Genomic DNA, 21,542 nt, shown 5'->3' on the forward strand with positions numbered 1-21,542 from the left:
CCGTCCTTGCCATGGCTGAGAGCGCGATCGAAGCAGACCCGAAGGTTGCCGGTGCTGCAAGCCGCTGGGCCGATCTTGCCACCCCTGCCGCCCTTTTGGCTCTTGCCTGGAGCGCTGCGCAGATCGCCTTTGCGATCTGGCCCACCATAGACACGCTCTCGCAGCGGGCCTTGCACGTCAGCTTCGCCATCGCGCTGGCTTTTGCGATGTTGGCCAGCAAGGCGGGCCCCACCCAGCGCTGGATTGACAATCTGTTGGCCATCCTGGCTCTGGCGCCGGGGCTCTACATCGTGCTCAACAGCGACTACCTGACCAGTGGCCGCATCATCGGGCTCGATCCGGTGCGGCCTTTGGACTACATCTTCGGGCTTCTCGTCATCGCGCTGCTGTTCATCGCATCCTATCGGGTGATGGGCCTGGGGCTGGCGATTTTCGCCATGGTGTTCGTGGCTTACTTCTTCATCGGTCCCTACCTGCCCGGCGAGCTGGCCCATCGCTATTCCGGCCTCGAGCGATTCATCGACAGCCAGTATCTCTCGCTCGATGGCCTCTATGGCGTACCGGTCGGCGTTTCGGTTTCCACGGTCTTCTATTTCGTGCTGTTCGCTGCGATCTATGACGCGTTTGGCGGCGGCCGCTTGATCATAGAACTGGCGATGGCCCTGACCGGCCGCCGGGTTGGCGGCCCGGCGAAGGCGGCTGTCGTCGCCTCCGGTCTTCTCGGCATGGTCTCCGGCAGCGCCGTGGCCAATGTCATGAGCACCGGGATCTTCACCATCCCCCTGATGCGCCATAGCGGCTACAGCGCACGCTTTGCCGGGGGCGTCGAGGCGGCGGCATCGACTGGCGCGCAGCTCGTGCCGCCGGTCATGGGAGCAGCCGCCTTCATCATGGCCGACTTTCTGAGGATCCCCTACCAGACCATCGTTCTCGCCGCCATAGCCCCCTCGATCGCCTACTACCTCGCGCTCCTTCTGATGGTGGATCTCGAGGCGCGCCGCCGCAAGGTCGCGCCCATCAGCGCGGAGCGCGAGCCGATACGGGATGTCCTCATTCAACGTGGCCATCTCCTCTTGCCGCTGCTCTGGCTGGCCTACCGCATCATCGTCGGCTTTCCCGTCGAGATGGCAGCGATCGAGGCCTCTGCCGCCACGGTGGTCATCGGCATGTTGCGACCGGCCACTCGGCAGCCGGCGATCGCGCTGGCTGCATCGCTTGCGGTTGCAGCTGAACGGGCGGTGACGGTGGCCTTGCCCTGTGCATTGGCCGGCATCGTCGTGGCGGTGATCTCGTTCACCGGACTGGGCACCAAGTTTACCGGCCTCATGATCACCCTGTCAGGCGGAAGCATGGCGGTACTGCTGGCTCTCACGATGCTGGCGAGCCTCGTGCTTGGCGCCGGCATGCCCACCACCTCGGCCTATATCATGGCCGCCGTTCTGTTGGCCCCCAGCCTTGCCGCCATCGGCGTGCCATCCTTGGCGGCCCACTTCTTCATCTTCTATTTCGCGATCCTTTCGATGGTGACCCCACCCGTTGCCTTGTCCGCCTACGCGGCCGCGGCGATCACCGGCGGATCGGCGTCGAGCACGGGATGGCAGGCTTTCGCTCTTTCGCTGCCAGGCTTCATCATACCCTTCGCCATCATCATCCACCCCGGCCTGCTGCTGATGGGATCGCCGCTGAGCCTCATGTGGGGGTTCGGCAACATTCTTCTCGGCCTGATCGGCATCGCGATCGCCGTCGTCGGCTGGCTATTCCGACCTCTGCGGCCAATCGAGCGCGCGATCTTCGCTGTGCTCGGTCTGGTGAATGTCTTGCCTGGCCTTTGGGTCACCATTGCCAGCGCGCTCATCCTTGCACTGGCCGGCGCCGCGATCTGGTGGACCGCGCCGAGAGAGGCTGGAGCCGTCGCTGGAGACCAGGACGACAGGGCGAGGTCCTTGTGAAGGAGCTGTCATGGCACCACCCCTGATCGTCGGCCTAAGCGGAGCCTCCGGAGCGGTGCTTGGGGTGCGCATGCTGGAAGTTCTGGAACAGAGCGGCATAGAAGCCCATCTGGTCGTCTCGCGGTCCGCGGTTCAGACATTGAAGGAAGAAACCGGCGGATCGCTGGACCGCATTCGCCGCCTGGCCGCGGTGACCTACTCGAACAGCGACATCGGCGCGGCGATTGCCAGCGGATCGTTCAAGACTCGCGGCATGATCATCGTGCCGTGCTCGATCCGCACCTTGTCTGACATCGCCTATTGCCGGGCCGACAGCCTTCTCGCCCGAGCAGCCGACGTGACGCTCAAGGAGCGGCGGCGCTTGGTGTTGGTCGTGCGAGAGACCCCGCTCCATGTGGGCCATTTGCGCAGCATGCTTCTGGCGACGGAGAATGGTGCGATCATCATGCCGCCTGTGCCGTCCTTTTACACGCGGCCGCAGACGATCGACGATGTGGTGAACCAGACCGTCGGCCGCGCGCTCGATCTGTTCGATATCGAGACGGATGTCGTAAGGCGCTGGAACCCGGCCCGGCCAATCGAGTCCGCGGGCACGGAATGAGCCTTACAAATAACGCTCTCGACAATCCCTTCTGGCGCTTTTCACTGGCGGTCTATGGTGCCGAAGGTGTCTCGGCCGAATGCCTGAACCTCCAGGAGCGCTTCGGGATCGATGTGAACTTGCTGCTGTTCTCCGCCTATCTGGGCGCCGTCGAGGGCCTGAAGCTCGATGGACAGCACCTTGCGGAGGCGGCGGAAGTGGTGCGCCATCTCCATGCTGAGATCGTGCGTCCCCTGCGCCAGGCACGGCGCGGGCTGAAGGTGGTCACGGGGTCCGAGGCGGTCGTGAAGGAGGCGCAGGCGGCCTATGCCAAGGTCAAGGCTGTCGAGCTTCAGGCCGAGCAGATGGAACAGGCGGTGCTGTGGGCCTGGCTGCAAAGCCATCGCGCGGAGTGCCCCAGCGCTCAAGCTGACCTGGCGCTGATTTGCAATCTGAGATCGCTCCTCAACAAATATCACGATGCAGGGGCGCTCGCCGCTGAACCGGATCGGATGCTGGGAGGCTTCATTCGCGCCACGCGGAAGACCGCGGGCCTCCCGGCCTCTGATCGAGCAAGCTGAGGTTATCCGCGCCACTCTGATGCCGCGACAAGCTTGCGCTGCCGGATCGTGCGTGTCGCAAAGGCCACTAACCGGGACATTCTTCCTGCATGACGGACACCATTTGGCCCCCGCGATTGCATTCCGTTGTTACAATTTGTAGTTGTATTAAGAATTTATACATACATCTGCAGTGGGGGTGCCATGCGGTCGCGCCATCCTGGGCTATTGCCGCCCTCTCGTCGCGATATCCTTCGGCTGGAAAACAGCGTCTCGCTCCGGGCGTTGCTCTCAGGTCATCAGGTCGGCTGCGCCGGTACCGTCGGGGGTAAAGATAGACGCATAGGCATCAGGAGCATGACAACAGCTGCCGCCTGCACGTTGTTGACGCTCGCGACTGGACTCCATCAGGCGAGCGCAGCAGACATTGTTGTGTCTGGACCCGGCACCAAGACAGGCGAGTACACCACCGCGCCCGGCCAGAACATCCACTTTGAGAATAACGTGGATTTTCGTGGTACGGTGACGGTCTCAGCAGGCTCCACGATGGTGGTCGACCACGGCTCCTCAGCCACTTACGACGCTGATCCGATAGCCTGGCTCACACTGCTCGACGGCCAGTCTGCAAGGTTAGTGAACCATGGGACAATGCGCTACGTTGGCGGCAGGCCCGACGGCAACGTCGATACGATTCAGTCAAAACAGAACGCGCCTTACGACGTTTCGGTCGAAAATTATGGGGTGATGCAGAACAACTCCCTTTTTCAACATGCCTACGTTCTGGAGCTCAATACGCACGGACGGACCACGCTGACTAACCATGCCGGCGGGTCGATCATTGCTGACAATGTCGCCATCGGCAGCTTTTCCAACGTGAGTGGTGCGTTGGTGGTGGTCAACAATCAAGCGGGCGCCACGATCGAGGGCGGGGTCAACGCATTCAGGATCAGCGGTGAAGCCTCGTTCAATGTGAGGAATGGCGGCACGATCAGGACCAGAACGGCGGGCAATGCCTCCATGGAGTTTGGCAACCACGCGGATAAGCTTACGCTGGAAGGAACTTCCCAAATCATTGGGTATGTGAATGCCGGTGGCGGATTCGATACCCTCGCTCTGGCTGGCGGATCTTCTGGCAGGTTCAATTTGGCCGAAATGAGCGCGACGGGACACTACCGGCATTTCGAGCAGATCGACATCATCGAGGGCACGCAATGGACCTTCACGGGCCACACGACGGACATCTCCTCCGTGGTCGTAGAGGACGGCAGCCTCACATTGGGGGGTGCCAATGCCTTCACCAATGCGAGCCTGTCCGTGGGTTCATCGGCAAGCGTTACTCTGGATGGGTTTGACCAGACGGTAACAGGCTTGAGTGGCGCTTCCGGCGCACAGCTCGATCTCGGCTCGGCGCATTTGACCGTCCAGCAGAGCGGCAACACCACCTATGCCGGTACGATCAGCGGCACCGGCGGGCTTACCAAGGGCGGCAGCGGTACCCTCACCCTGTCCGGCCCAAACACCTATACCGGCGGCACCAATATCACCGGCGGCATTTTGCGGGCCGGGGCGGACAATGTGCTGGGAGGCGGCGCGCTCACCATCGCCGGTGGTGGTGAGCTGGATTTGAACAACCACGATCAGTCGGTCACCGATCTCAGCGGCGCCGACGGTTCCCGGATCGTGCTCGGCTCCGGCACCCTCACGGTCGACCAGGCCGCTTCGACGGTCTATGCCGGCACGATCAGCGGCACCGGCGGGCTTGTGAAGAATGGCGCCGGCACGCTCACGCTTTCCGGCCAAAACACCTTCAGCGGCACGACCGCCGTCAATGACGGCATCTTGCAGGCAGGCGCCGAGAACGTTCTCGCCCATTCCGAACTCGTTCTTGCGGCCACGGCCACATTCGACCTCAATGGCCATGACCAGACCCTTGCCGGCTTGAGTGGTGAAGCCGGATCGCACATCGAATTGGCGGCGGCCGACCTTACCGTCGTCCAAAGCGTTGATGCGACATATGCCGGCACGCTCAGCGGGACGGGCAGCCTGGTCAAGGACGGCGCGGGCACCCTCACCCTCTCCAGCACCAATGACTATAGCGGTGGCACCGATATAGCGGGCGGCATCCTGCGCGCCGAGGCGGAGAACGCGCTGGGCAGCGGCGCCCTGACCGTCGCTGGCGGGGCCGAACTGGACATGAACGGCCATGACCAGAGCGTCGGCGATCTCAGCGGCGGCGCCGGTGCCCGAATCGACCTCGGTGCCGCCACCCTCACGATCGACCAGACTGGTTCGACCAGCTATGCCGGCACGATCACCGGCAGCGGCGGCGTCGTGAAGAACGGCACGGGCATCCTCACCCTGGCCGCCACCAATGACTATAGCGGCGGCACCGACATAGGCGGCGGCATCCTGCGCGCCGAGGCCGACAACGTGCTGGGCAGCGGGGCTTTGACCATCGCTGGCGGTGCCGAGCTGGATATGAACGACCACGACCAGACCATTGGCGATCTCAGCGGTGCGGCGAATGCCCGAATCGACCTCGGCTCCGGCACCTTAACGGTCACGCAAACCGGCTCGACCACCTATGCCGGCACCATAGCCGGTACCGGCGGGCTTAGGAAAGACGGCACCGGCACCCTCACCCTCGCCGCCTCCAATGATTATAGCGGCAGTACCGACATCAACGGTGGCATTCTGCGCGCCGAGGCCGACAACGTGCTGGGCAGCGGGGCTTTGACCATCGCTGGCGGTGCCGAGTTGGATATGAACGACCACGACCAGACCATCGGCGATCTCAGCGGTGCTGCCGATTCCCGGATCGAGCTCGGTTCCGGTCGCCTCACGGTCGAGCAAACCGGCTCGACCACCTATGCCGGCACGATCAGCGGCACCGGCGGAGTTGTGAAGAACGGCACAGGCACCCTCACCCTGGCCGCCGCCAATGATTATAGCGGCGGCACCGATATTAACGGCGGCATCCTGCGCGTCGAGGCGGATGACGCGCTGGGCAGCGGCGCCCTCACGATTGCCGGCGGTGCGGAGTTGGACCTGAACAATCACAACCAGTCGGTCGCCGATCTCAGCGGCGCCGCCGGTTCCCGGATCGCGCTCGGTTCGGGTAGCTTAACGGTCGAGCAAACCGGCTCGACCACCTATGCCGGCACGATCGCCGGCACCGGCGGACTTGTGAAGAACGGCACAGGCACCCTCACCCTGGCCGCCGCCAACGATTATAGCGGCGGCACCGATATTAACGGCGGCATCCTACGCGCCGCGGCGGATGACGTGCTGGGCAGCGGCGCTCTCACCATCGCTGGCGGTGCCGAGCTGGACCTGAACGATCACAATCAGTCGGTTGGCGATCTCAGCGGCGGCGCCAATGCGCGAATCGACCTCGGCTCCGGCAGGCTTACGGTCGACCAAACCGGCTCGACCAGCTATGCCGGCACGATCACCGGCACCGGTGGTCTGATTAAGGAGGGCGCGGGCACCCTCACACTGGCCGCCACCAATGATTATAGCGGCGGCACCGATATCGCCGGCGGTATCCTGCGCACCGAGGCGGAGAACGCGCTGGGCAGCGGCGCTCTCACCATGGCCGCGGGTGCCGAGCTGGACTTGAACGGCCATGACCAGGCGGTCGGCGATCTCAGCGGCGCCGCCGATTCCCGCATCGCGCTCGGTTCCGGCAGCCTTACGGTCGACCAGACCGGCTCGACCACCTTTGCCGGCACGATCACCGGCAGCGGCGGACTTGTGAAGAACGGCACAGGCACCCTCACCCTGGCCGCCGCCAACGACTATAGCGGCGGCACCGATATTGCGGCGGGAACCATTCGGCTGGGTGCGGAAGGCGCTTTGGGCACGGGGCAAGTGCACATTGGCGCCACCGCCAAGCTCGATCTCAACGGTTTTGATGCGGCGCTGGACGCACTCACGGCAGATGCCGGCGGCGAGGTCGCGCTCGGCGGCGCCACCCTTACCGCCGACGAAGACACCGACCATACGTTCTCGGGCGTGATCACCGGAACGGGCGAACTCGTCAAGACGGGCGCGGGAACGCTCACTCTCGATCACGTGAGCACGATGACGGGAACCGTCGACATCGTCGATGGCGCCCTTAAGGCCGGCGTCGCCGATGTGCTTGCGCACACGGCGTTCACGATCGATGGCGATGGCAGCTTCGATCTGAACAATTTCAACCAGACCATCGACGGTTTGAGCGGCAGTTCGGGCGCCCAGGTGAAGCTTGGTTCGGCCAGGCTCACCATTTCGCAGGACGATAATGCAACCTTCGCTGGCAGGATCAGCGGCACTGGCCGGCTCGTCAAGGACGGCGCCGGGATCCTTACTCTGTCCGGTGCCAACACCTATGGCGGTGGGACCAGAATCGCTGCGGGCACGTTGCAGGCCGGCGCCGAGAACGTGCTGGGCAGCGGTGCTGTCGACATCGCTGCCGGCGCGACTTTCGACCTCGACGGCCACGATCAGACCATTGGCGATCTGACGGGTGCGCCCAACGCGGCCATTGCGCTCGGCTCAGGCACCCTCACGGTGAAGCAAACCGATACGGGCACCTATGCCGGCACCATCAGCGGCAGCGGCCGCCTCGTCAAGGACGGCGCCGGCACGCTCACGCTCTCCAACGCCAACGATTATAGCGGCGGCACCCGTATCGAAGAGGGGATCCTGAGCATCGCCTCGAACAGCAGCCTAGGCGAAGACAGCGGGCCACTGGAGATCGCCGGTGGCATCCTGCAAACCAGTGGTGACATCACCATGTCCCGTTCGGTGACGGTCAGCAACGGCCTGGGCGGGGGCGGAACCGGCAGCGGCATAGACGTGGCGGGCGGCACCCTCACCCTGAGCGGGGACCTGTCCGGATCGAGCCTCACCAAGACCGGGTCTGGCCGTCTCGTCTTCGATGGCGCGGGGACGCTTTCGGGCGCACTCACCATCGGCCAGGGCACAATGGGCCTGCTCAGCCCCCTCACCTCCGCATCCGTCGTGGTCGAGGAGGGTGCCTCGCTCTATGGCGCCAGCGCGGTGACCAATCTCATCGTGCGCGGCAACTTTGCCGTAGGCGAGCGGGCGCCCGAAGATATTCGCGCCGGCGGCGGCGCCGCCACCGCTGCCACCTTCACGGTGGAAGGCGACGTGCTGTTCGAGGATACCGCCAATTATGTGGTCAGCAATGCGGTCGACGGCACCGTGCCCGAGACGGTCGCAGGCGGCGACGTCACCATTCTCGGCGGCACGATCACGCTTCATGGCAGCTATGAGGAAGGTGTGCGCTATGCCCTCATCACGGGGGCGAGCCGGGTCGGCAACTTTTCGAATGTGGTGGCCGATGCCGACGGTCTCCTTCCGAAGCTGTTCTATCGGCCAGACGGTGTTTACCTCGGGTTTTTCGAAACCCTGCCCACCCTCGATCTCATCTGCGGGACGCGCAACGAATGCGCGGTGGCCAGAACGATCGACAAGATCAACGGGGGAGGCTTGAGCCCCGGCTCACCCCTTCAGCGCCTCAAGGACGACCTCGAATCCAGCGAGGATCCCGCCGCGGTGCGGCAGGCCCTGTGGACCATGGACGCGGAGGTCTATGGGGATGCTTCCGCCGCCGCCGCCCGCATAGTCCACAATGCCCGCTATGCGGTCCGCACCCGCATGGTCAGTGCGAGCATTGGCGCGAGCACTGGTGCCGGTGTGTTAGGCGCTGATGCCGACGTGAATATTGCCCCGGCCGGCGGCGACGCTTATGCCGAGCCGATGCTGCCCCCGCCGGCCTATGCGCCCGTCCAGTACTGGTCCGCAACCCGCGCCGGCACCCTNAACGGCACCTTCGACCTCGGCGGCTCCGACCAGACCGTGGCCGCCCTGAGCGGCGCCACGGGCGGCACGGTGGCGCTCGGCGCCAACACGCTCACCGCCGATCAGGACATCGACACCACTTACGCCGGCATCATCGCCGGCACCGGCGGCCTCACCAAGGAGGGCACCGGCACCCTCACCTTGACGGGTGAGAACACCTATAGCGGCAAGACGGCGGTCAATGACGGGGTGCTCCGGGCGGGCGCCGCCAATGTGATCGCCGCCTCCGCGCTCGACGTCACTGCCCCCGGCCGCTTCGAGCTCGCCGGCTTCGACCAGACCGTGGCCGGCCTTGCCGGCGATGCCGGCGCCGTCGTCGATCTCGGCACCGCCACCCTCACCTCGGACCAGGACCACGACACAACTTACGCCGGGGTGCTGGAGGGCACGGGCGGCCTCACCAAAGAGGGCTCCGGCACCCTCACCCTCACGGGCAAGAACACCTATAGCGGCACCACGGCGGTCAATGACGGCATCTTGCGGGCCGGCGCGGCCGACGTCATCGACCAGTCCCATCTCGACGTCAACGGGCCCGGCCGCTTCGAGCTCGCCGGCTTCGACCAGACGGTGAAGAGCCTCACCGGCGATGCCGGCGCCACGGTGGATCTCGGCGCCGCCACCCTCACCGTCGACCAGGCCATCGACACAACCTATGCGGGCACCATCGCCGGCACCGGCCCCCTTCACAAGCAGGGTTCGGGCATTCTCACCCTCTCGGGCGAGAACACCTATCAGGGCGGCACCCGGATCACCGGCTCGGGCTCGCCCGGCTCGGGCGGTATCAGCATCTCGGATGACCGCAATCTCGGCGCAGCCTCCGGCGCGGTCGAGCTGATCGACGAGGGCCGCCTCATNCCACGACACAACTTACGCCGGGGTGCTGGAGGGCACGGGCGGCCTCACCAAAGAGGGCTCCGGCACCCTCACCCTCACGGGCAAGAACACCTATAGCGGCACCACGGCGGTCAATGACGGCATCTTGCGGGCCGGCGCGGCCGACGTCATCGACCAGTCCCATCTCGACGTCAACGGGCCCGGCCGCTTCGAGCTCGCCGGCTTCGACCAGACGGTGAAGAGCCTCACCGGCGATGCCGGCGCCACGGTGGATCTCGGCGCCGCCACCCTCACCGTCGACCAGGCCATCGATACAACCTATGCGGGCACCATCGCCGGCACCGGCCCCCTTCACAAGCAGGGTTCGGGCATTCTCACCCTCTCGGGCGAGAACACCTATGCCGGGGGCACCCGGATCACCGGATCGGGCTCGCCCGGCTCGGGCGGTATCAGCATCTCGGATGACCGCAATCTCGGCGCAGCCTCCGGCGCGGTCGAGCTGATCGACGAGGGCCGCCTCATCACCACGGCGGATGTGGAGAGCGACCGCGCCTTCACCCTCTCCGGCAGCGGCGGCATNCTCGCCGGCGCCGGCCCCCTTCACAAGCAGGGCGCGGGCATTCTCACCCTCTCGGGCGAGAACACCTATGCCGGCGGCACCCGGATCACCGGCTCGGGCTCGCCCGGCTCGGGCGGTATCAGCATCTCGGATGACCGCAATCTCGGCGCGGCCTCCGGCGCGGTCGAGCTGATCGACGAGGGCCGCCTCATCACCACGGCGGATGTGGAGAGCGACCGCGCCTTCACCCTCTCCGGCAGCGGCGGCATCTTCGACACCGATCCCGGCAATCTCACCCTCCATGGCGAGGTCGGCGGCGCCGGCGCCCTCATCAAGGAGGGGCCGGGGGTGCTCACCCTCACCAATGCCCGCAACAGCTATGCCGGCGGCACCGATCTGCGCGAGGGCACCTTGCGCGCCGGCGCCTCAAACGTGTTCGGCACAGGGGCCATCGATATCACGCAAGGCGCCATTCTCGACATGAACGGCTTCGAGCAGACCTTCGGCGGCCTCTCCGGCGATGGCGATCTCGACCTCTCCGCCAATCTCATCCTCGACATGGACGAGAACTCAACCTATGGCGGCTCGTTCTCCGGCATCGGCAAGCTGATCAAGCGCGGGCCCGCCACCCTCACCCTGACCAATGACAACCACCATACCGGCGGCACCCGCATCGAGGACGGCATCCTGAGCATCGCNCTTCTCCGGCTCGGGCAAGCTGATCAAGCGCGGGCCCGCCACCCTCACCCTGACCAATGACAACCACCATACCGGCGGCACCCGCATCGAGGACGGCATCCTGAGCATCGCCCGCGAGCAGAGCCTGGGCGATCCCGTGGGCGATCTGGAGATTGCCGGCGGCATTCTCTCGACCAGCGCCAGCATGACCATCGCCCGCGCGGTCGCGGTGAGCAACGGCGCGCCCGGTTCGGTGGGCAGCGGCCTCCATGTGGCGGATGGCACCACCCTTACCCTGAGCGGCGCGCTGTCGGGCACCGGCGCGCTCACCAAGACCGGCGGCGGCAGCTTGCTCTATACCGGCACCGGCGCCTTCGGCGGCACCTTGACCATCGGCGCAGGCACCATGGGCCTCATGGGCCGGCTGGCCTCCGCCACCCTGGCGGTGGCGGACGGGGCGGCCGCCTATGGCACCGGACAGGTCGCCAATCTCATCGTGCGCGGCGATTTTGCCGTGGGCGACGAGACCCCGGCGGCGATCCGCGGCGGCGCCATTCCCGCAACCGCCTCCAGCATGACGGTCGCCGGCACCGTCACCTTCACCGACACCGCCCATTACGTGGTCAGCCTGGCCGATGCCAGCGCCAGCAAGATCACCGCCGCCGGCGACATCACCATCGACGGCGGCACCATCGAGCTCTATGGCGACATCCAGGAGGGGATCAAATACGCCCTCCTCGAGGGGAGCGACGTCGATGGGGTGTTCGCCAGCGTCATCGCCCCCAACCAGAGCCTCAAGCCGCGGCTCTCCTATAGCGGCGGCACCGTGTTCGTCCGCTTCTACGAGACCCTGCCCACCCTCAAGGGCCTGGCCGGCACCCGCAACACCGCCTCGGTGGGCGAGGTCATCGACCGGATCGATGCCGGCGCCCTGCCGCCGGACTCTCCCCTGCAGCGGCTGAAGAACGTGCTGGAGGGCAGCGACGATGCCGCCGCGGTGCGCCAGGCCCTGTGGGCCATGGATGCGGAGGCCTATGCCAATGCCTCCGCCGCCGCCGCCCGCATGGTCCACAATGCCCGCTATGCGGTCCGCACCCGCATGGTCAGTGCGAGCACTGGCGCGAGCGCCGGTGCCTATGGCACGAGTGCCCATGGCACGAGTGCCTATGGCACAAGTGCCTATGGCACAAGTGCCGGCTACGGCGCCGATACAGCCATTGCCCCGGCCGGTGGCGATGCTTATGCCGAGCCGATGCTGCCCCCGCCGGCCTANGCCCGCATGGTCAGTGCGAGCGCTGGCGCGAGCGCCGGTGCCTATGGCACGAGTGCCCATGGCACGAGTGCCTATGGCACAAGTGCCGGCTACGGCGCCGATACAGCCATTGCCCCGGCCGGTGGCGATGCTTATGCCGAGCCGATGCTGCCCCCGCCGGCCTATGCGCCCGTCCAGTACTGGTCCGCAACCCGCGCCGGCACCCTCAAGCAGGGCAGCGACGGCAANACTGGTGCGAGCGCTGGTGCCTATGGCGCAAGTGCCTATGGCACGAGTGCCGGCTACGGCGCCGATACAGCCATTGCCCCGGCCGGCGGCGACGCTTATGCCGAGCCGATGCTGCCCCCGCCGGCCTATGCGCCCGTCCAGTACTGGTCCGCAACCCGCGCCGGCACCCTCAAACAGGGCAGCGACGGCAATGGCAGCGCCTATTCCGCCTCCGAGGGCTTCCAGATCTTCGGCGCCGAGACCGCAAGGCCATTGCTTGGATCAGACCTCCTCTATGGCGGCTATCTCGGCATCGGCTGGGCCAGCCTCTCCCTCAAATCCATCCCCCACAGCGCCAGCCTCACCGNATCAACGCCATTGCTTGGATCAGACCTCCTCTATGGCGGCTATCTCGGCATCGGCTGGGCCAGCCTCTCCCTCAAATCCATCCCCCACAGCGCCAGCCTCACCGCGCCCCAGGCCGGCGCCTATGCCAGGATCGCCCGCGGCAATGCCTTCTTCTACGGCCTGGCCGCGACAGCCCTGCCCTTCACATCAGCCAAGCGCAGCTTCGGCATCGAGGAGGAATGGTTCTCCACCAAGGCCAACTACACCATGGCCGCCATCAACGGCTCGATCGGCGCAGGCTACTGGCTCCCCGCCGGCCACAGCGCCATCCTCACCCCCTTCGTCGAGATCAACGGCCTCTATCTCTACCGGCCCAAGGTCGAGGAGAAGGGCGCCGGCAATGCCGGCCTCGACGTCCATGCCGAGAGCATCGCCTCCGCCGAGGCGGTCGTCGGCATCAGCCTGCAGGGCCATATCGCCAGCCTCCTGCCCAGCGACACCGGTTCCCTCTTCGCCGATCTCGCCCTGCGGCCCGAACTCATGCTCTCCTATGGCCGCGGCTTCGGCGATATCGACGACACCATCGCCTCCGCCTTCCTCGGCGCCAAGGGCCTCACCTTCCAAACCGAGGGCGCCAAGCTGGGCAAGGACCGCTTCCGCGCCAACCTGGCCCTCGCCGCCGAGGCCCCCCAAGCCCCCGTCACCTTCGCCATCNAGTCGTCGGCCTCAGCCTGCAGGGCCATATCGCCGGCCTCCTGCCCAGCGACACCGGTTCCCTCTTCGCCGATCTCGCCTTGCGGCCCGAACTCATGCTCTCCTATGGCCGCGGCTTCGGCGATATCGACGACACCGTCGCCTCCGCCTTCCTCGGCGCCAAGGGCCTCACCTTCCAAACCGAAGGCGCCAAGCTGGGCAAGGACCGCTTCCGCGCCAACCTGGCGCTCGCCGCCGAAGCCCCCCAATCCCCCGTCACCTTCGCCATCGGCTACGGCTTCGAATACGCCTCGAGGCAGACAAACCACTACCTCTCCCTCTCAGGCCAAATCCAATGGTGAGCCAAGCCAACGCGCCAACGCCCTCCCTGCGAGCGTAAACCTCGACGGCCCGCCATCGCGCGGGCCCTCTCCTTCTCAACCAGATTTAAGCCACGCGCCGCGCTCTTCGTGTCGCTGATTTATCCCCGCAGCCAGCGGTGGATTTATCATGGCAGCGAACCGAGGAGAGCCATGATCGGCACAGCCAAATCAGACTATGCGCTAACCGCCGGCGACGACTGGTCGGAAGACATCGTGCTGGTGGATGGCAATGACGCGGTGATCGACCTCACCGGCTTCGCAGTAGCCTTCGCGGTGGATTGGCCGGGCGGACACCTGGAGCTGACGGAAGGCGAAGGGATCACCGTGCATGCGGCGCTAGGGACGATCGTGGCGGCGCTGACCCCGGCCCAGACCCGGGTGCTGCCCCTGGGGCGGCTCACCCGCTATCAGCTGCGCCTTGCGGCGCCGCTCGATCCGCCCGAGAGCTTGCAGCCGGGCCTGCACACCTATCTGCGCGGTTTCCTGGTGGTGAAGCCCTCCCTGTTCGAGGCCGACCAATGACCACGTTTCTGCAAGTGCTCGACGGCGCGACCCAGCTCAGCGTGCTAGGCAACCTGTTCGATTCAGCCCGCGTGCCCAATGTGAAGATGTGGGGCGCGAAGGGTGATGGCGAGAGCGACGATACTGACCGGTTGCAGCAGGCGATCACCAACTGCCTGGCCAATGGGGACCCGCTCTATGTGCCGCCGGGGATCTATCTGGTCTCCGCACCGCTGGTGGTGGACAAGCCTTGCGCTCACATCTTCGGCGCCGTGCCGGTATTGACCGCCGGCCTCGTCAATCCTGGCGTCTATGACAACAGCCGGCGGGTCTCGACCCTGAAGGCGGCGCCCGGCTTTATCGGGGCCATGATCCATGTGCCCGAGGATGGGGTGAGCGCCGAGGAGCGGCGCAACCTGCTGATCCGCCATCTTCTGTTCCTGGGGGACGAGCCCTCGCGCCAGCGGGGTGTCTGGATCGAGGGGGCCTGCAAGTTCCCTGCTGTCACAGGCTGCGGCTTCCGCAGCATGGGCCTCGAGGCGATCCGCAACGACGGGGGACAGGTGCTCTTGCTGCGTGATGTCTATGTGAACCGCGGCTACATGGCCAGCGTGGACTTCGCGGGCGCGCCACTCAGCGACTTCGCAGGGGTGATCTACAACAACCGGCCCGATGCCCTGTTCGACAATGTGCATGCCGGCCATTCCGGGCCAAACGACAGCCCGTCAGGCCTCATCGCCTCGTTCCTGATGGGTGCCGTCTCCAATTGCCGCATGAGCAATTGCGTGGCGGAGAATTCCGACGTGGGCGGCCTGTGGCGGGGAACGGCGGGCCTGATCACCAATTGCCGCTTCGAGCTCTGCGGCAAGGAGGGCCTGGTGGTGACGGGGCAGCGCAACCAGGTCACCAATGCCAGCTTCGGCATCACCTTGTCGAGCCGGCAGGACGGCACTTACGATGCCCTGCGCGTGACCGGCTCGCAGAACCTGTTCGTCAACCTGAGCCTCAACACCACGGCCGGCCAGGTGCGGCACTTCATCAATGACGAGAGCAACGTGCCGGCGCATCAGCGCAACCAGTATATCGGAATCTATACGGCGAACCAGAGCGCGGCGATCCCGCGCATTGCCCAGCGTATCATCACCAAGACCGGGGCGGGCACCTCGATCGGCTATGCCGGCTCGCCCGGCTGGACCAACTTCTTTGACGCGAGCGGCGGCGGCGGCTCGATCAACGTGGATGGGGTCTCCGCCCTCAACTTCGTGCCGCCGGCGATCATCAGCAATCTCCTGAACGGGGTGGACGGCCAGGTGGTACGGCTGCAGGGATCGAGCGGCACCACCTACGCGCACGGGACCGGAAACCTGCGCACCCAGACCGGCGCCAACAAGGCGGTCGGCGCCAATGTGGTGGTCTCCTTCATCCGCCGCGGCGGGGTGTGGTATGAGGTGTAGGTGCGATGGGAACTATACACGCCCGCGTTGGCGAGAAATTGTACGACAAGATGCCCTCTAACTTAGAATGGAATCTCATCGTCTAGCTCATGGGTCCTTGTAGGTGAGGGCAACTGCCTACGCGGCGATCCGAGGCGCTTACGTTCTTCAGGCTCAGGAAGGGAGCTTTGGGGTTCCTTTTCCTTCGCGTTGTCAATCTCCCCAAAAATTAACTTGACCCACTTCCACCAGGGTTCTGCACCTTCGCGCTCCACATCGCCGCTTAGCCGCGCAACCCCGCGGATCGCGTCAGCAACGACTTCGAAGCGTGTGCGGTCACGATCAATTTCTAGCGTTAGCTCGCTAAGTTTCTTAAAGATGGCATCGCGCTTAATCTGCGACAGATTTGACTGCTCAACAGCTGTTCGGATTTGTTCGATATAGTGCCTAATCTTCTGTTTTGCCGTACTATCGAACGCAACACTATAACTTTTTCGTCGGCGTGCATGTTTGATCTTAATCTGAATAATCAAATTTGTAACATCTGTCTCAAACGTGTTGTAAAAATCCCAAGACCCTTGGTCATTAGCTGGTAATGTATAATCCTTAATGTGAGGTATATCGAGGGAGATAGAGGCGGCTAATACATGGTTACAATAGCGACGCTTGTAGTAACCGATTGCACTTCCTTCGTCGGAAGCTTCAATATCAGACTCGAGTTGCTTCTTATAGTGGGCCTCCAAAGCAACGAATGCTAGTTCAGGGTCCTCTGGAAGATCATCGTAGATTGACTCGCTCATACCGCTCGGCGCCTCACGATTCGCTGAAAAGGACAATAGCAGATTAGATGGGCAGGTTCACGAGACGTTCCAAGTTGAGCGTTGCGGCTCTGCGCGTCGGGTAATTCTCCCACCAACCAAGCACAACGGAAATAACCATGCTCAAGCGCCTGTGGATCGGCGCCCCGGGACTCGTCCTATGGGCGACGGTGGTGGCCACCTTTTGTCTTGGTGGCCTGGATCTGGTCGCGGGGGAAACCCGCGTCTTCAAACACCCGCTTTACCCGCTGCCGCGGGACTGGATCGCGCCTCGATCGGTGATCGTCTTTGCTGCCTGCATCAATGCGTGAGGTTCCCATGACCATCAACCGCGAGACCTTCTTTGCCTATGTGCGCCGGGCACCGTTCGGCGGCAGGCTGACCCAGCAGCAGGTCGACGGGCTCAATGCCATCCTCGCGCATTGGGAAGCCTGGTCTCAGAACAGGGATATCCGCTGGCTGGCCTATATCTTGGCGACGGTACATCACGAGACCGGAGGCAAGTTCGCGCCGGTGCGCGAGGCCTTTGCGGGTAGCGACAAGGCCGCCCGAAAGATCGTGGCCAGGCGAAGCTACGGCAAGGTCGAGGCCGCGGGGCATGTCTATTACGGCCGCGGCCTCATCCAGTTGACCTGGCTCAAGAACTACAAGCGCTTGGGCGATCTGCTCGGGGTCGACCTGGTGAACGCGCCCGACCTGGCGCTCGACCTGGACGTGTCCATTCGCATCTTGTTCGAAGGCATGGGGCAGGGCCTGTTCACCGGCAAGGGCCTGGGGGATTACTTCAACGCCACCACCGATGACCCGATCAGCGCCCGTCGCATCGTCAACGGCACCGACAAGGCTAAGCTAATCGCCGGCTATCACAAGAACTTCCTCGATGCGCTCAGGGCAGCCAAGGTCGCCGTCATCCCGCCGGCCGACGTCTCACCGGCCGCAGCCGAGCCAGATGGCGCGGCGCTGGTGAAGGACGCCACGATTTGGACCGGCCTTGCTTCGGCTGCCGGTGGGCTGCTCACCGGGGTGCTCGGCGCGCTCGATAACCCATGGGCACTCGCCGGCTTCGGCATCGTGGTGATCGCCCTCGTGATCCTCGTCATCGCGCGCAAGGACCTGCGCTACAGGTTCGGAGCCTGAGCGATGTTCACCATGATCACCTGGCTGTTCGGCTGGCTCGCGAGCGGGCCGCTCGACCGGATCCTGTCCTCGATCGACCACAAAGTGGACAACGAGACCGAGCGCGAGCGGATCAAGGGAGAGATCGTTCGTGAATACCTGAAGGCCCAGGCAGCCATCAGCACCGGCCGGGGCTGGTGGTTCCCGCTCCTCTTCCTGGTGCCGGCGGGCCTGTGGTTCGCCGCGGTGTGCGTTTACTCAATCCTCTGGTGCCGGGGCTGCATTTACCCGCAGAGCTGGTCTATCGCTGCGCTGCCCCCGCCGCTGGATGAGTGGATGGGAGCCATCATCGCCTCGCTGTTCATCGGCAAGATAGGCGGGGAACTGGTCGCAAGATTGCGACGCTAGTCGGCGGTTGCACCGCTGCCAGTCAGATGGCGAGATATTCCCTGATCAGATTGCTCTCGGCGATGTCGTCCTTGGTGCCGCCGGCGACGATCCGGCCCTTCTCCAGGATGATGCAGCGATGAGCCATGCCGAACACCATCGGCACGTTCTGCTCGACGATGATGATGGTCATGCCCTCCTCGCGGTTGATCCTGGCCAATGTCTCCGCGATCTGGCGCACAAGCGTGGGCATGATGCCGTCGGAAGGCTCGTCGAGCAGCATGATCTTGGGATCGGTCATCAGGCCGCGGCCGATGGCGAGCATCTGCTGCTCGCCCCCGCTCATGGTGCCGGCGAGCTGGTTCAGGCGCTCGGCCAGGCGCGGGAAATAGCTCAGCACCTCGTCGCGCCGGTCGCGCTTCGCCCGGCCGCCGGCAATGCGCCCCATCTCAAGGTTCTCGCGCACGGTCAGCTTGGGGAACATGCCGCGGCCCTGGACGATGGTCGTGATCCCCCGCCGCGCCCGCTGGTAATCCGGCAGGGCGGTTATGTCTTCCCCATCGAGAACGATCGCGCCCCTGGCGGTGGGGATGGTCCCGGCAAGCGCCCGGATCAGCGTGGTCTTGCCCATGCCGTTACGGCCGAGAACGCCCAGCACCTCCCCCTTTTCCAGGCTGAAGGACAAGTCGCGCAGAACACCGATATTGCCGTACCCCGCGCTGAGCTGCTCAACCGTCAGGCTCACAGGTCCGCTCCCAGATAGACGTCGCGCACCTTCGGGTCATCCGCAATCTCCTCGAAGCTCCCCTCCTTAAGCACCCGGCCGAGATGCAGCACGGTGACCGGCGACTTGAGGTCGCGAATGAACCCGATGTCATGCTCGATGATGATCACCGACAGGTTGCGGTCTTGGGCAAGCTGCCGAACCAGCTGTCCGGTGGCCGCCGTCTCTTCCGCCGTCATTCCCGCGGTAGGCTCATCCAGCAGCAATAGCTCGGATTCGTTGCCGAGCAGCAGCCCGATCTCCAGCCACTGCCGCTGGCCGTGGGAGAGGTGCTTGGCCAGCGTGTCCCTCTGCTCGGTCAGGCGCACGGCCTGCAGAACCTGGTCGACGCGCGCTGCGGTGTCCTGCCGCGAGCGATGAAGCCTGAGGATCGAGAGCTCGACATTTTCCGCCGTGGTGAGATTATTGAACACCATGGGCGTCTGGAACTTCCGGCCGATGCCGATGCTTGCCCGCTGGATCACCGATCGCCGGGTGATGTCGGCGCCCTTGTAGATGATCCGGCCGGCGGAGGGTGCGAGATGGCCGGAGATCATGCTGAGGAACGTCGTCTTGCCAGCGCCGTTGGGCCCGATGATGCAGCGGATCGTGCCGGACTCGATGGCGAAGTCGATGTCGTCATTGGCCACCAGACCGCGGAAATGCTTCGATAGCCCCTCTGTCCGCAAGAGCTCAGCCATCGGCACGCGTCCTGTGGAGGCGGTCGGCGAGGCTCCGTGCGAGGCCGGCAAGGCCTTCCTTGAAGAACAGAATGACCAGGACGAAGATGATGCCCAGCACGAGCTGCCAATATTCGGGCGTGACGCTGCTGAGATAATTGGACAGCGCCGAAACGGCCACACCGCCGAGCAGCGCCCCGAGCAGCGAGGTGCGGCCGCCGATTGCGACCCAGACCACGACCTCGGTCGAGAACAGCACGCCCGCCAGCGAGGGCGATACGAAGTTGGCATGGGTTGCATAGAGCGCGCCGGCGAACCCGGCCAGCGCGCCGGATAGGCTGAAGGCGAGCGTCTTGTAAAATGAGACGCTGTAGCCGAGCGCCATCATCCGGTCTTCGTTCTCGCGGATGCCCACCAGGATCTTGCCGAAGCGCGAGACCGACAGCGCGCGCAGGCCGAAGAAGATGAGCGCCACGATCGGCAGGATAAAATAATAGGCGGCCGCATCCTCATAGAGCGAAATTTCGCCTAAGGGGCCGAAGTTCAAGGACATGCGGTCCACGAACATGCCGTTCCAGCCGCCAGTCAGCTGTGACTGGCTCACTGCCGCCTGTTCGACGATGATCGAGAGGGCGAGCGTCACCAGAACGAAATAGGTGGCACGCACCCCGGCGCTGAACAGGAAATACCCGGCAAGCCCGGCTAGCACCGCGCCGGCGAGCGCGGCGCAGATCAGGCCGAGATACGCGCCTGCGGGGCCGAAACCCGCCTGCATGGCAAGCCCCATGCTGTAGCCGCCGATAGCGAAGAACGCCGCCTGCCCGAAGCTGACGATGCCGCCGAGACCCCAGAGCAGGCCCAGCGACATGGCCAGCACGCCGAACAGCAGATATTGCGGCAGGATGTAAACTGCATAGCCGCCGATCACCGCCGGGACCAGCGCCAGAAGCGCGAACAGGACAGCTGCGAGCTTGATGTCGCCGCTCACCGAACGCCATCCCGCAGCGGTCTTGGCGTGCCGTTCGACCACGGTATCGCTCATCGCTCGCTCATCAGGCCTTGCGGCCGGAACCTGAGGATGACGATGGCCAGGAGGAACACCGCCATCTGCGCCACGACCTGAGACGAGAACAGCGCGATGATGGTTTCCGACCCCCCGATGAAGAAGCTGCCCAAGAGCGTGCCGCTGAGCAGCTGGCCGATGCCGCCGACGATCACCACGAAGAAGGACCGCACCAGGAAGATGTTGCCGATATAGGGGTCGATGCTCAGCATCGGCGCGATGAGCCCGCCGGCAAGGCCGGCCATGAAGGCGCCGAAGCCGAACACGAGCTTGTAGGTCATGGCAATGTTGAGGCCGAGCAGTCCCGCCATCTCCTGGTTTTGAATGAGGGCGCGGATCTTGATCCCCAGGTTCGTCTTGAAGAAGACGAGGGCCGCCCCCGCGAGCAGCGCAAGCGTGAGCACCGCAATGAAGGCGCGGTAGGCCGGAACCTCGTAGAAGCCGAGATCGAGCGCGCCGGGCAAAGGGCTCGGCACATTGCGGAAGCTGCTGCCGAACACGATCTTCACGAGCTCGGTCGAGATCAGGAAAAAGCCCCAGGTGAGAAGCAGGGTATCGAAAGGCCGGTCATAGAAATGCCGGATCACCAGATGCTCGAACAGGAGGCCGATGAGGCCGACGCCCAGTCCCGCCAGGATCACCGCCAGGAAAAAGGGCACTTCGGCATTGACCGCCGCCCAGGTGAAATACGCCCCCAGGGTGAGCATGGCGCCATGCCCGAGATTGATCACGCCCACCAGCCCGTAGATGATCGCAAGCCCGAAGGCGGCGAGCGCGAACACCATGGTGATGAGCGTCGCATCGATCGCCACGCTGATAGCGGTTTGCATGCGCCGCTCCCCAACT

The 21,542-nt window shown here is 64.8% G+C and carries 16 protein-coding genes; 11 read left to right on the plus strand and 5 right to left on the minus strand.

Annotated elements, in window-relative coordinates:
- Positions 1–11: 11 nt before the first annotated feature.
- From E4P09_RS13815 to E4P09_RS13855, 8 genes are all read left to right on the plus strand, one after another.
- Entirely contained in the window at positions 12–1,949 is a 1,938-nt protein-coding gene (locus E4P09_RS13815; protein WP_137390149.1) for a TRAP transporter permease, read from the plus strand.
- A 10-nt stretch (positions 1,950–1,959) separates the two neighbouring features.
- Entirely contained in the window at positions 1,960–2,550 is a 591-nt protein-coding gene (locus E4P09_RS13820; RefSeq protein ID WP_137390150.1) for a UbiX family flavin prenyltransferase, read from the plus strand.
- Complete coding sequence (locus E4P09_RS13825) at positions 2,547–3,110, plus strand: TIGR02444 family protein (protein WP_137390151.1); 564 nt, start codon at positions 2,547–2,549, stop codon at positions 3,108–3,110. Before E4P09_RS13820 ends, E4P09_RS13825 begins: the two co-directional genes overlap by 4 nt.
- 1,131 nt (positions 3,111–4,241) lie before the next feature.
- Positions 4,242–9,911, plus strand: coding sequence for an autotransporter-associated beta strand repeat-containing protein (locus E4P09_RS13830; RefSeq protein WP_428977713.1), 5,670 nt, complete (start codon positions 4,242–4,244; stop codon positions 9,909–9,911).
- Positions 9,838–11,112, plus strand: coding sequence for an autotransporter-associated beta strand repeat-containing protein (locus tag E4P09_RS13835; RefSeq protein WP_137390153.1), 1,275 nt, complete (start codon positions 9,838–9,840; stop codon positions 11,110–11,112). Before E4P09_RS13830 ends, E4P09_RS13835 begins: the two co-directional genes overlap by 74 nt.
- Positions 11,102–14,032 carry an autotransporter outer membrane beta-barrel domain-containing protein gene (locus E4P09_RS26695; RefSeq protein WP_428977714.1) on the plus strand — a complete coding sequence of 977 codons (2,931 nt, stop codon included), beginning with the start codon at positions 11,102–11,104 and terminating at the stop codon, positions 14,030–14,032. The genes E4P09_RS13835 and E4P09_RS26695 overlap by 11 nt, the downstream gene beginning before the upstream one ends.
- A 53-nt stretch (positions 14,033–14,085) precedes the next feature.
- Complete coding sequence (locus E4P09_RS13850) at positions 14,086–14,457, plus strand: hypothetical protein (protein WP_137390155.1); 372 nt, start codon at positions 14,086–14,088, stop codon at positions 14,455–14,457.
- A complete protein-coding gene (locus tag E4P09_RS13855; RefSeq protein ID WP_137390156.1) occupies positions 14,454–15,890 on the plus strand; it encodes a glycosyl hydrolase family 28-related protein in 1,437 nt (478 codons plus the stop codon). The genes E4P09_RS13850 and E4P09_RS13855 overlap by 4 nt, the downstream gene beginning before the upstream one ends.
- A gap of 62 nt (positions 15,891–15,952) precedes the next feature.
- Here the strand turns inward: E4P09_RS13855 and E4P09_RS13860 are convergent, their stop codons facing one another.
- Positions 15,953–16,669: a hypothetical protein gene (locus E4P09_RS13860; RefSeq protein WP_137390157.1), complete on the minus strand. Its 717-nt coding sequence runs from the start codon at positions 16,667–16,669 to the stop codon at positions 15,953–15,955.
- 137 nt (positions 16,670–16,806) lie between these two features.
- On the opposite strand from E4P09_RS13860, the gene E4P09_RS13865 reads away from it, so the two are divergent.
- Genes E4P09_RS13865 through E4P09_RS13875 form a run of 3 tightly spaced genes read left to right on the plus strand, consistent with a single transcriptional unit; the run spans position 16,807 to position 18,211 of the window.
- Positions 16,807–16,998, plus strand: a complete 192-nt coding sequence (locus E4P09_RS13865; protein ID WP_137390158.1) for a hypothetical protein — start codon at positions 16,807–16,809, stop codon at positions 16,996–16,998.
- 7 nt (positions 16,999–17,005) lie between these two features.
- On the plus strand, positions 17,006–17,824 hold the full coding sequence (locus E4P09_RS13870; protein ID WP_137390159.1) for a glycoside hydrolase family 19 protein: 819 nt from the start codon (positions 17,006–17,008) through the stop codon (positions 17,822–17,824).
- Positions 17,825–17,827: 3 nt separating this feature from the next.
- Positions 17,828–18,211, plus strand: coding sequence for a hypothetical protein (locus E4P09_RS13875; protein ID WP_239025172.1), 384 nt, complete (start codon positions 17,828–17,830; stop codon positions 18,209–18,211).
- 22 nt (positions 18,212–18,233) lie between these two features.
- Here E4P09_RS13875 and E4P09_RS13880 read toward each other — a convergent pair whose 3' ends face one another.
- From E4P09_RS13880 to E4P09_RS13895, 4 genes are read right to left on the minus strand one after another with little or no spacing between them, the layout of a single operon-like run.
- Positions 18,234–18,935, minus strand: a complete 702-nt coding sequence (locus tag E4P09_RS13880; protein ID WP_239025173.1) for an ABC transporter ATP-binding protein — start codon at positions 18,933–18,935, stop codon at positions 18,234–18,236.
- Positions 18,932–19,654 carry an ATP-binding cassette domain-containing protein gene (locus E4P09_RS13885; RefSeq protein ID WP_137390160.1) on the minus strand — a complete coding sequence of 241 codons (723 nt, stop codon included), beginning with the start codon at positions 19,652–19,654 and terminating at the stop codon, positions 18,932–18,934. Before E4P09_RS13885 ends, E4P09_RS13880 begins: the two co-directional genes overlap by 4 nt.
- Complete coding sequence (locus tag E4P09_RS13890; RefSeq protein WP_137390161.1) at positions 19,647–20,675, minus strand: branched-chain amino acid ABC transporter permease; 1,029 nt, start codon at positions 20,673–20,675, stop codon at positions 19,647–19,649. Before E4P09_RS13890 ends, E4P09_RS13885 begins: the two co-directional genes overlap by 8 nt.
- Positions 20,672–21,526: a branched-chain amino acid ABC transporter permease gene (locus E4P09_RS13895; protein ID WP_137390162.1), complete on the minus strand. Its 855-nt coding sequence runs from the start codon at positions 21,524–21,526 to the stop codon at positions 20,672–20,674. The genes E4P09_RS13890 and E4P09_RS13895 overlap by 4 nt, the downstream gene beginning before the upstream one ends.
- Positions 21,527–21,542 lie beyond the last annotated feature (16 nt).

Origin of the sequence: Rhodoligotrophos defluvii, from assembly GCF_005281615.1 — a bacterium.
Taxonomy (GTDB): domain Bacteria; phylum Pseudomonadota; class Alphaproteobacteria; order Rhizobiales; family Im1; genus Rhodoligotrophos; species Rhodoligotrophos defluvii.